This is a genomic window from Streptomyces sp. NRRL S-337 (genome assembly GCF_000720175.1).
Classification (GTDB): Bacteria; Actinomycetota; Actinomycetes; order Streptomycetales; family Streptomycetaceae; genus Streptomyces; species Streptomyces siderophoricus.
The window spans coordinates 18,009-28,741 of the sequence record NZ_JOIX01000085.1; the positions used below are offsets into that span (position 1 = coordinate 18,009).

Annotated in this window: 9 protein-coding genes; 3 read left to right on the forward strand and 6 right to left on the reverse strand. The window is 73.4% G+C overall.

Annotated elements, in window-relative coordinates:
- Positions 1-18: 18 nt before the first annotated feature.
- Positions 19-507, reverse strand: coding sequence for a Zn-ribbon domain-containing OB-fold protein (locus IG62_RS0135155; protein ID WP_030813173.1), 489 nt, complete (start codon positions 505-507; stop codon positions 19-21).
- A 398-nt stretch (positions 508-905) separates the two neighbouring features.
- Here IG62_RS0135155 and IG62_RS0135165 point away from each other — a divergent pair, with 398 nt between their 5' ends.
- Complete coding sequence (locus IG62_RS0135165) at positions 906-3,191, forward strand: acetate--CoA ligase family protein (RefSeq protein WP_030813176.1); 2,286 nt, start codon at positions 906-908, stop codon at positions 3,189-3,191.
- Positions 3,192-3,390: 199 nt separating this feature from the next.
- Positions 3,391-4,185 (forward strand): enoyl-CoA hydratase-related protein, encoded by a 795-nt coding sequence (locus tag IG62_RS0135170; RefSeq protein ID WP_030813179.1) that lies wholly within the window; start codon positions 3,391-3,393, stop codon positions 4,183-4,185.
- Positions 4,186-4,223: 38 nt separating this feature from the next.
- Here IG62_RS0135170 and IG62_RS0135175 read toward each other — a convergent pair whose 3' ends face one another.
- Together IG62_RS0135175 and IG62_RS0135180 are read right to left on the reverse strand one after the other, a co-directional pair.
- The gene (locus tag IG62_RS0135175) at positions 4,224-4,964 is read right to left on the reverse strand and encodes a hypothetical protein (protein ID WP_037840093.1); all 741 of its coding nucleotides are present in this window, start codon (positions 4,962-4,964) and stop codon (positions 4,224-4,226) included.
- Entirely contained in the window at positions 4,961-5,569 is a 609-nt protein-coding gene (locus tag IG62_RS0135180; protein ID WP_234326871.1) for an RNA polymerase sigma factor, read from the reverse strand. The genes IG62_RS0135175 and IG62_RS0135180 overlap by 4 nt, the downstream gene beginning before the upstream one ends.
- A gap of 357 nt (positions 5,570-5,926) precedes the next feature.
- On the opposite strand from IG62_RS0135180, the gene IG62_RS0135185 reads away from it, so the two are divergent.
- Positions 5,927-6,538, forward strand: a complete 612-nt coding sequence (locus IG62_RS0135185; RefSeq protein WP_030813187.1) for a flavin reductase family protein — start codon at positions 5,927-5,929, stop codon at positions 6,536-6,538.
- Between the two features lie 79 nt (positions 6,539-6,617).
- Here the strand turns inward: IG62_RS0135185 and IG62_RS0135190 are convergent, their stop codons facing one another.
- The 3 genes from IG62_RS0135190 to IG62_RS0135200 form a co-directional block, all read right to left on the reverse strand.
- Positions 6,618-7,538 (reverse strand): hypothetical protein, encoded by a 921-nt coding sequence (locus IG62_RS0135190; protein WP_030813191.1) that lies wholly within the window; start codon positions 7,536-7,538, stop codon positions 6,618-6,620.
- Positions 7,539-7,610: 72 nt separating this feature from the next.
- Positions 7,611-8,966, reverse strand: a complete 1,356-nt coding sequence (locus tag IG62_RS0135195) for an MFS transporter (protein WP_030813197.1) — start codon at positions 8,964-8,966, stop codon at positions 7,611-7,613.
- Between the two features lie 174 nt (positions 8,967-9,140).
- Complete coding sequence (locus IG62_RS0135200; protein WP_030813199.1) at positions 9,141-10,211, reverse strand: Zn-dependent alcohol dehydrogenase; 1,071 nt, start codon at positions 10,209-10,211, stop codon at positions 9,141-9,143.
- Positions 10,212-10,733 lie beyond the last annotated feature (522 nt).

Sequence of the window (10,733 nt, forward strand, 5' to 3'; positions counted from 1 at the left end):
GCATGGCAACCGGCCGTCTCACCCCGCCACCGAATTCCCCGCGGGCCGGAACACGGGCACGACGAACCCCGAGGCGTCCGCGTCCCCGTCGGCCGGCTGGGGCGTCGATCCGGTGGCCCCCCGGCGGAAGTCCACGACCAGCGGCATGCCGATCCGCAGGTCCGCGTCCGGGCAACCGACGATCTCGGTCATCATCCGGGGCCCCTCGGTGAGATCGACCACCGCCGCCACGTACGGCACCCGGTCCCCGAACGGCGGGAGGTCGTTGCGGTGCACGACGGACCAGGTGTAGAGCGTGCCACGGCCGGCGGCCGGCTCCCAGCCGACGTCCTCGCTCCAGCAGTACGGGCAGAACTCGCGCGGGTAGTGATGCGCCCGCCCGCACCCCTCGGCCCGGCAACGCCGCAGCAGCAACCGCCCCTCGGCCGCCGCCTCCCAGTACGGCCGGGTGAAGGCATCCACCTCCGGCAGATCCGCCCGCGCGGCACTCCTTGCTGCGCCGCGCACCCCCTCCTTCCCTCCCTCCGCCGCCTCCCTGCCCGCCGCCGCCCCTCGCCCCGCCGCTCTTCCGTCATTCACCGGACCACCACCCCCATCAGCTCCACCAGCTCCACCAGCTCCGTACGGCGGGCCTTCTCCCGACCCGCGCACCGCCCCGTTTGCACTTTTCTGACGGTACGTCAGTTCAACTCAGCGCGACGGGCGACGCAAGAGGGCACGGTCCATCACGGAACCCCGACCCCACCTCACTCCACCTCGCCCCGCCTCACCCCTGCCACGGATGGAACGCCCCTCACCCACTTCTCACATCCGCCCCATTCCTGACACGACGTCAGTTCAGTAATCTGACTAAGCGTCAGTTAACGCAGCCAATGAGAGCCGTCACACAGGAGCGGGCGACTGCGATGCTTGGATCGACTCACGGCACCCTCACCACTCACTCCCGGCCGGCCCGCGTCGTGGCCTGTGGGGAGCAACCACCACACACCGTTCACGGCACGAGCGAACCGCACCCCGGCAGCGGCGGACCGAGCGGCCGGGGCGGCCGGGGCGGCCGGGGCTCCGGCGAGGCGGTCGAGCGGGACGTCAGCGGCCGACCGCTGTACGCCCCGGTGCCCGACCTCGACCGGTTCTTCCGGCCGGAGTCGGTGGCCGTGATCGGCGCCTCGGACAGCGAGGGCCGCCCCAACACCGGCATCACCCGCCAGCTCATCGCCTGGGCCGAGCGCGTCGGCGCCCGGCTGCACCCCGTGAATCCCGGACGCACCCGGGTCTTCGGGCTGCCCTGTCACGCCACCGTCGCCGACCTCCCCGAGACCGTCGATCTCGCCGTACTGCTCGTCAGCGACCCCCTTCCGCTCATCGAGGAACTCGCCACGGCAAAGGTGAAGTTCGCGGTGGCGTTCGCCTCGGGATTCGCCGAGACCGGGGAGGAGGGCGCGGCCGCCCAGGCCCGGCTGGCCGAGGCCGTGGCACGCTCCGGGCTGCGGCTGCTCGGCCCCAACACCAACCTCAACGCCTTCGAGAAGTTCCGTGACGATCTCGACGGCCCGGCCATCGCCCTGATCACGCAGTCAGGCCACCAGGGCCGTCCCGTCTTCGCCCTCCAGGAACTGGGCATCCGCCTTTCCCACTGGGCCCCCACCGGCAACGAGGCCGATCTTGAGACCGCCGACTTCCTCTCCTACTTCGCCACCCGCCCCGAGGTCGGGGCCATCGCGGCATATGTGGAAGGGCTCAAGGACGGCCGCAGCTTTCTGCTCGCGGCCGATCGCGCGGCCCGCCACCAGGTCCCCGTCGTCGCCGTCAAGGTGGGACGCACCGAGACCGGCGCCCGCACGGCCGCCTCGCACACCGGCAAGCTCACCGGCGCGGACGAGGTCGTGGACGCCGCGATGCGCCAGTTCGGGGTGATCCGGGTGGACGGGCTCGACGAACTGCAGGACACCGCGGCGCTGTTGGCCCGCGCCAGGAAGCCCACCGCCGAGGGCGTCGCGGTCTATTCGATCTCCGGGGGCACCGGCGCCCACTTCGCCGATCTGGCGACCGCCGCCGGGCTGCGGCTGCCCACCCTGGACACCGCCAAGCAGGCCGAACTGCACCGGTGGATACCGGACTACCTCTCCGTCGCCAACCCGATCGACAACGGCGGGCACCCCGTCGGCGACTGGCGCGGCCGCAAGATCATCGACGCGATCCTCGCCGACCCCGCCGTCGGCGTGCTGATCTGCCCGATCACCGGCCCCTTCCCGCCGATGAGCGACAAACTCGCCCAGGACCTGGTGGACGCGGCGGAGCAGACCGACAAGCTGGTGTGCGTGGTGTGGGGCTCGCCGGTCGGTACGGAGGACGCCTACCGCAGCACGCTGCTCGGATCCTCGCGCGTGGCGACCTTCCGCACCTTCGGCAACTGCATCACCGCCGTACGCGCCTATCTCGACCACCACCGCTTCACGGCCGACTACCGCTCGCCCTTCGACGACGCCCCGCGGGTGCCGTCCCCGTCCGCCCGCAAGGCGCAGGCACTGCTGCGCCCGGGCCAGCAGCTCAGCGAGCACGCGGCGAAGCAACTGCTGCGCGCCTACGGCATCCGGGTACCCCGCGAACAGCTGGTGACCAGCGCGGCGGCGGCCGTACGGGCGGCGAGCCTGGTCGGCTATCCCGTGGTCATGAAGGCGTCCGGGGCCCAGCTCGCGCACAAGACCGAGCTCGGACTGGTCAAGGTCGGGCTGACCTCGGCCAGCCAGGTCAGGGACGCCTACCGCGAGCTCACCGACATCGCCCGCTACGAGGACGTCCCGCTGGACGGCGTGCTCGTCTGCCAGATGATCGAGCGGGGTGTCGAGATGGTCGTCGGGGTCACCCCCGACCGTCTCTTCGGGCCGACCGTGACCGTGGGGCTGGGCGGGGTGCTCGTCGAGGTCCTGCGGGACGTCGCGGTGGGCGTACCGCCCTTCGGCGAGGACCAGGCGCGCGCGATGCTCGCCGAACTCCGCGGCCGCGCCCTCCTGGAGGGCGTACGCGGCGGGCCGCCCGCGGACGTCGACGCGCTGGTCGAGGTCGTCCTCCGGGTCCAGCGGATGGCCCTGGAACTGGACGGCGCACTCGCCGAACTGGACATCAACCCGCTGGTGGTCCTGGAGCGCGGGCAGGGCGCGGTGGCCCTCGACGCGCTCGCCGTCTGCCACTGACCCCGACCGCCCCCTCCGCGGCCGGCCCCATCGCCACAACCGCCGCCGTGATCCCAGGCACAGCCACACCCGCGACCGCACCCCCTGGAGCCGTTCCCCCATGACAACCTCCGAGCCTTCCCCGTTCTCCCCGCCGTCCTCGCCCGGCCGTTCCGCCGATTCCGCCGCCTCCGACCAACCCGTCGAGGCGCTTGATTCATTGGTACTGCACGCCACTGACAACGGCGTCTCGTGGATCACCCTCAACCGCCCGGACGCGCTGAACGCCGTCACCTGGGACCAGCGCGAACGCCTCATCGGCCTGCTCGCGGACGCGTCGGCCGACCCGGACGTACGGGCCGTGGTCATCACCGCGACCGGCAAGGGCTTCTGCGCCGGCGCCGACCTGCGCGGCGGCACGGGCTCCGGTGAACGCGCCGGAGAGGAACGGACTTCCGGCGATGTGGCGCGGATGATCCGGCGCGGTGCCCAGCGGTTCATCGCCGCGGTCCTGGACTGCGAGAAGCCGGTCATCGCCGCGGTCAACGGCACCGCGGCCGGGCTCGGCGCCCATCTCGCGTTCGCCTGCGATCTCGTACTGGCCGCCGAATCGGCCCGCTTCATCGAGGTGTTCGCCCGCCGCGGCCTCGTACCGGACGGTGGCGGCGCCTACCTCCTGCCCCGGCTGATCGGCCCGCAGCGGGCGAAGGAGCTGATGTTCTTCGGCGACGCGGTGCCGGCCCCGGAGGCCGAGCGGCTCGGGCTGGTCAACCGGGTCGTCCCCGACGGCGAACTGGCGAAGACCGCCCGGAAGTGGGCCGAGCGGCTGGCGGCCGGCCCGACCCGCGCCCTGGCGCTGACCAAGCAGATGGTGAACGCGTCGTTCGAGACCGACCGGGCCGCCGCCTTCGCCGCCGAGGCCACCGCCCAGGAGATCACCATGTCGACGGTGGACGCCCGGGAAGGCGTCGCCGCCTTCGTGGAGCGCCGCAGCCCGACGTACCGGGGCCGCTGACCACACCCCGCCGGCGGGCCGCCCGTTACGTCGGTCCGCTACTTCACGTCCGCCGGGCACACCGGCACCTCATGGGTGTTCCGCGTCCGCACCCCCGGCAGCCATCCGCGCGCGCCCTGCCCGTTCGTCACCAGGTACCAGCGGGTGGAGGTGATGCCCGCCTCGTCGCGGACCATCCGCCCGTCGGTGACGACGCAGCGCGCGGCCAGCCCGTCGCCGTGCCAGACCCGGCCCGCGGAGTTGTCGCGCGCGGCGTACGCGGCGTACGGGTCCTTGGCGAGCCGCAGCGCGCACTCCAGGGAGCGGCCCGTACGGCAGGCGCGCTCGCTGTTGTAGACCGTGATCTTCACCGTCGGGGGCGGCCCCGCCGGCCGCAGCGTGACGGGCCCGGGCCGCACCAGCCACCACACCCCCAGCGCCACCGCGGCGACCGCCGCCGCCACCGCGCAGGCGATCGCGTACGGCCGCCTCGGGGGCAGCGCGGAGGCGTACGGCCACCTGCGCGGTGAACCCGCCTTCGGTGCCTGTTCGTCGACCGGCCGGCGGACGCGCTCCCACAGGCCGGGCGGTGTCTCGATCTGCTCGTCCGCGCGCCGCAGCCGGGCGCGCAGCAGCGCCTCGATGTCGCCGCCGGAACCGCCCGAGCCGCCGGAGCCGCCGGAGTCGTCGCCCCGGCCCCCGCCGCCGAACGGCCGGCCGCCGCCGCCCGCACCACCGGTGCCGCCGACATCGCCGACCTCGCCGTCGCGGCGTCGCCCCACGCCCACCGTGCCGCTCACCTCCCGGCCTGCCCGTGCTCCGAGTCAACGAGGTACGCGCGCAGCCTGTCCAGCGCGCGGGCCCGATGGCGGGCGGCCGTACCGCGATGCACCTTCATGATCTTGGCGGCCTGATCGAGGGTGTAGCCGTCGAGGTCGACGAGGATGACGATGCCGGCCTGCCGGTGCGACAGCCTCCCCAGCAGGCGCACCGCTTCGAGCTCGGCGTGCCGCCGCTCCACCCCGCCGTCCCAGCCGCCCGGTTCGGTGCCGGGGCCCGCTCCCGCGCCGCCGCCCGCACCGGCCTCCTCGACGCCCTCCAGGCCGTCCACGAGGACCTGGCGGCGGTCCTTGCGGTAGGCGTCGCGTGCGACGTTGAGGACCGCGGTGAAGGCGTAGGCATACGGCTCCGGGTGCGCGAGGAAACGCTGCGGACGGGCGGCGAGCTTGAGGTACGCCTCGTGCACCACATCCTCCGCGGACTGTCTCGAACCGGCCAGCATCACCGCCCTGCGGTAGAGGCGGGGCAGCAGACCGCAGAAGACCTCGTCGAAGGTGGGTGACGCGGCGGACGGCGGTGCTGACGGTGACGACGGTGGTGGTGGTGACGGTGTTGCCTCGGCCATGTACCGGAACTCTCCCCCGTGTTCGGCTACGGACGCGGCCGACGTGGACGCTACCCGCGCGGGCGGCACACAATCAGGAATCCCTCCCCCAATCTCCCCCCATTCCGCCGGAGATCGCCACGTACGCCGCCAAACCACACGTGTGGGTGGCCACCGGCCCGCATGGCTTCACATCTGACGGGGCATCAGATTCAATGGGCGGCCAGACGGAAACACCCAGGCAGAAGGCGGCCAGGCCGAAGGCCGGCCGGTCGGAAGACACGACAGGACGGACGCCATGACGGGACTGACGGGGCTGACAGGGCTGACAGGGCCAAGGGGACTGATGGGGCCGAAGCGATGATGGGGCATGCCGGGATGGCGGCCACGGCCGTGCGGTACCTCCGGTCGGTCGGCGCGCCGACCACAGCCGCCGCGCCCGCCACTCCTGCCGCACCGCTCCCGCGGCCCGCCCTGCGCGCCGTACGGGAGGGCGAGCGCGCCCCCCTCGACCCGGCCGCCTTCCGTTCCGTCCTGGGCCACTTCGCCAGCGGCGTCACCGTCGTCACGGCACCGGGCGAACCGGGCCCGGCCGGTTTTGCCTGCCAGTCCTTCGCGTCGCTCTCCCTCGACCCGCCGCTGGTGACGTTCATGGTGGCGCGTACGTCGACGACCTGGCCGCGGATCGCGCGGGCCGGGGTGTTCTGCGTCAACGTCCTCGGGGCGGCGCAGGGCGAGCTGTGCCGGGGGTTCGCGGTCCGTGGTGGCGACAAGTTCGCCGGCGTCTCCTACGGGCCCGCGCCGGCGACCGGCTCACCGAGGCTGGCCGACGTGCCCGCCTGGATCGACTGCACCCTCCAGGCCGTGCACACCGGAGGCGACCACCTCATCGTCGTCGGCCGCGTCGAGGCCCTCGGCACGGATCCGGCGGCCGCCGAAGCCGGCCCCCTCCTGTTCCACCGGGGCACCTTCGGTCACTTCAGCCCCTGAGCCCGGCCGGTGCGGTCGAGCGGCATACCGCGGGCCGGCGCCGCCGCTTCAGCACCGCCGCCGGGTCAGGACCGCCGCTTCAGGACCGGCCGCCCTGCCGGGTCAGGACATGCCGGTGCCACTCGTCCGGGTCGCCCAGGAAGTAGTAGAGGGTGGGGCGCTCCTGGGTACCGCCCATGAACCACTGCCCCCGGCAGTCGCCGTCCACCTCCACCTCCAACCGCGCGTCCGCCGTGAAGCGGTCCAGTTCCCACCTGCCGACGCCGCCGCAGTGGTCGCCCGGCTTGCTCAGCCCCCTCGCCGACGCCGTTCCGTCGGCGCGCAGCTCAAGGGTGCCGCCGCTGCCGTCCCGCCAGACCCCGACGAGTCCGGCGCGTGACAGCTTCGGGGGCTCGTACGCCGGCAACAGTCCGCTTGCCAGGGCGGCGACGCCGAGCACACCCACCGCGAGGGCGATCAGGAATCCGCTGCTCGCGACCGTGACCGTCAGCCGCACGGTGCGCCGGGTCCCGGTGCCCCGGGCGGCGACCGCGGCCAGCAGGGCGGCCGGTACGGCGGCCGCGGTGAGCGCCGGCCAGCACACCAGGTAAGCCAGGGGCGGCCCCACAGTGCCGGTGAGGAGCGCGCAGCACGCCCCGTAGGCGAGCGTCGCGCCGGCTGCCGAGAAGGGGGCGGCGGCCGCCGTGCACCACCACCTCGCCCGTCCCTGCCACCCTCCCCAACGGGCCGCCAGGCGCCCCAGCGTCAGCGTGGGCAGCACCAGGGTGACCGTCACCACCAGGCCGGGGAGCGCGCCGAGCACCAGCGCAACCGGGAGCACGAAGGCGGCCAGGAACACATTGCCGACCGTCCCCTCCTGGGTGAAGCCGTACAGCACGACCCCGACCGTCGCGCACATCGCCTCTGCCAGCAGCGCCGCCATCGACACCAGAACGGCCCGCCCGCTCCAGACGTCGCGGAGCTGCCCGGCGGCCGCCCCGGCCCCGGCCTCCACCGTCATGCCCGTTCCCCCGTCGCTCGTCCCGCGGGGATCATGCACCGGCCGGCCGGGCGCCCCGCCACCGGGGGCGGCTCACACGGCGGCCGGCTGCCCCGGGGCCGCCCCCGTACGCCGCTCGCGGATGACCAGGGCCATCAGGGCCGCCAGTGCGCACAGCGCGCCCGAGGCGTACCAGACCGGGTTGTACGTGCCGAAGGCGTCGCGGGCCAGGCCGCCCAGGAAGGCGATCAGGGCAGCGCCCACCTGGTGGGCGGCCAGGACCCAGCCGAAGACGATGGCGCCGTCCTCGCCGTAGTGCTCACGGCACAGCGCGATGGTCGGCGGGACCGTCGCCACCCAGTCCAGGCCGTAGAAGACGATGAAGAAGACCATCGGCGGATGGACGGTGTCGGAGAGCAGCAGCGGCAGGAACATCAGCGACAGACCGCGCAGACCGTAGTAGACGGCCAGCAGGCGGCGGATGTTGAAGCGGTCGGTGAACCAGCCGGAGGCGATCGTTCCGGCGATGTCGAAGACGCCGATCACCGCAAGCAGTGAGGCGGCCGCCGTCATCGGCATGCCGTGGTCGTGCGCCGCGGGCACGAAGTGCGTCTTGACCAGGCCGTTGGTCGTGGCACCGCAGATCGCGAAGGTGCCGGCCAGCAGCCAGAACGGTCCCGTCCGGGCCGCCGAGACCAGCGCCCGCACCGCGCGCCGGGCCGCACCCCGCTGCGGCGGCGGCTTGGGCACGAACGCGTCCGCCCCGTAGGGCGCCACACCGACGTCCGCCGGGTGGTCACGCAGCAGCAGCCACACCAGCGGGACCACGGCGAGCGCGGCCAGCGCGACGGTCACCGCGGCCGGCCGCCAGTCGTGCCGGTCGACGATCCAGGACAGTACGGGGAGGAAGACCAGCTGGCCGGAGGCGCCGGCCGCGGTGAGGATGCCGGTGACCAGCCCGCGCCGCGCGGTGAACCAGCGGTTGGTGACCGTGGCCGCGAAGGCCAGCGCCATCGAGCCGCTGCCCAGCCCCACCAACACGCCCCAGAGGAGCACCAGTTGCCAGGCGGCCGTCATGAAGACGGTCAGCCCGGCGCCGACCGCGATGACCGTCAGGGCGACCGCGACCACCCGCCGGATACCGAACCGGTCCATCAGGGCGGCGGCGAACGGCGCGGTCAGCCCGTACAGCGCGAGGTTCACCGAGACCGCGAAGCCGATGGTGCCGCGGGACCAGTGGAACTCGGCGTGCAGCGGGTCGATGAGCAGACCGGGGAGGGACGCGAAACCGGCCGCGCCGATGATCGTGAGGAAGGTGACGGCGGCGACCGACCAGGCGCGGTGCGGGCGCCGCCTCGGCACGGCCTCGGCGGCGACGGGAGCGGGAGCGGCGGTACGGTCCTCCGCCGCGGGCGGGCGGAGTTCGGGGGTCTGGGGCGTCTGGGGCACCCCAGAAGCTTCGCCCCCGCCTCGTTACCGAACGAGTGGCCGGAGGGCCAGGGTTCATCAGGATCGGGCCACCACCCGTGCCGGCCGAAGGACACCACCGAAACCGGAACGGCAACCCACCACCCGGACCGCGCCCCTCGCCTCCGCCTCCGCCTCCGCCTCCGCCTCCGCCTCCTACCCGAACGTCAGCACCGCCCGCGCCACCCGCCCGTGATGCGCGTCGTCCGCCGCCTTCGCGAAGTCCTCCACCGGGTACGTCCGGGTCACCAACTCGTCCAGCAGCAGCCGCCCTTCGCGGTACAGCCGGGCGTACAGCGCGATGTCCCGCTGTGGACGGGACGATCCGTAGCGGCAGCCGAGGATCGACTTGTCCAGGTACATCGACGAGACCGGGAACGCCGCCTCCGCACCGGCCGGCGGCACCCCGAGCAGCACCGCCTGGCCGTGCCGGTCCAGCAGGTCGATCGCCTGCCGGATCAGCCGCGTACTGCCCACGCACTCGAAGGCGTGGTCGGCGCCGGTCGGCAGGATCTCCTTCACCGCCTTGACGGCGTCCGCGGCGGCCGAGGCGTCGACGAAGTGGGTGGCGCCGAACTGCCGTGCCACGGTCTCCTTCGCCGGATTGGCGTCCACCGCCACGATCACCGACGCACCCGCGAGCCGCGCCCCCTGGAGCACGTTGAGCCCGATCCCGCCCGCCCCGATCACCACGACCGAGTCCCCGCGGTCGACCTTCGCGCGGTTGAGCACCGCGCCCACCCCGGTCAGCACCCCGCACCCGATCAGCGCGGCCGACGGCAGCGGAATGTCCGCGTCGATCTTCACCGCCTGCACCGCCTTGACGACCGTACGCTCCGCGAACGCCGAGTTCGACGCGAACTGGAACAGCTCCGCCCCGCCCCGCCGAAACGGCCTCCCGGGCATCCCGATGGCCTTGCGGCACATCGTCGGCCGCCCCCGGTCGCACTCCGCGCACACCCCGCAGTTGGCCAGCGTCGACAGCGCCACGTGGTCACCGGGCGCCACATGGCCGACGCCCGCACCCACCGCCTCCACCACGCCCGCGCCCTCGTGCCCCAGCACGACCGGCACCGGAAACGGAATCGTGCCGTCGACCACCGACAGATCGCTGTGGCACAACCCCGCCGCCCGGATCCCCACCAACACCTCCCCCGGCCCCGGCTCCCGCACCACCAGATCGTCCACGACCCGCGGCTGCTCCCCGTCGTATATGACCCCTCGCATCGCTTCACTCCATCCCACGTAGTCGGTCGTCCCGCCGTTCCGCTGCGCTTTGCGGCGCCCCCACGTACTTGGCCGTCCCACCGCGGGGGTTGCTCGCCGTTGCGCGCTTTGCGGCGCCTCCCACGTACCTGTCTTTCCCGCCGCGGGTCTTCTCGCCGTTGCGCCTGGCGGCGGGCGTGGTGTTTTTGGGTGCGGTGACAGCCCTACAGACTTCGTCCTCCGGTCTGTCCCCTCCCGTGAGTGGGGGGTGGGAAGGCCGGTGGGGGTGGGTGTCGTCGTCCTGGTTGTACGTCGCGTCATGGGGTCGTGGGTGGCGGGAATACCGCCCCTGCCCGTCGAGTTGAGGCCCTGCAAGGGGCGCCCGCATCCCCTACGGGATCTGTTCGACCATCCCCTACGGGTCCCAAGGGCCCCTGGTTCCCTCAACGCCCACCCCCACCCACCTCTTCCCACTCCCCCAACGGGAGGGGACGGGCCGGAGGGGCCGGTGTTTGGGACGTAAAGCGACAGCAGTCCCAAACA

Coding starts and splice junctions, on each gene's coding strand:
- IG62_RS0135165 (WP_030813176.1), top strand. CDS start 906: ATGCTTGGATCGACTCACGGCACCCTCACCACTCACTCCCGGCCGGCC.
- IG62_RS0135180 (WP_234326871.1), bottom strand. CDS start 5,569: ATGGCCGAGGCAACACCGTCACCACCACCACCGTCGTCACCGTCAGCA.
- IG62_RS0135185 (WP_030813187.1), top strand. CDS start 5,927: ATGGCGGCCACGGCCGTGCGGTACCTCCGGTCGGTCGGCGCGCCGACC.
- IG62_RS0135190 (WP_030813191.1), bottom strand. CDS start 7,538: ATGACGGTGGAGGCCGGGGCCGGGGCGGCCGCCGGGCAGCTCCGCGAC.
- IG62_RS0135200 (WP_030813199.1), bottom strand. CDS start 10,211: ATGCGAGGGGTCATATACGACGGGGAGCAGCCGCGGGTCGTGGACGAT.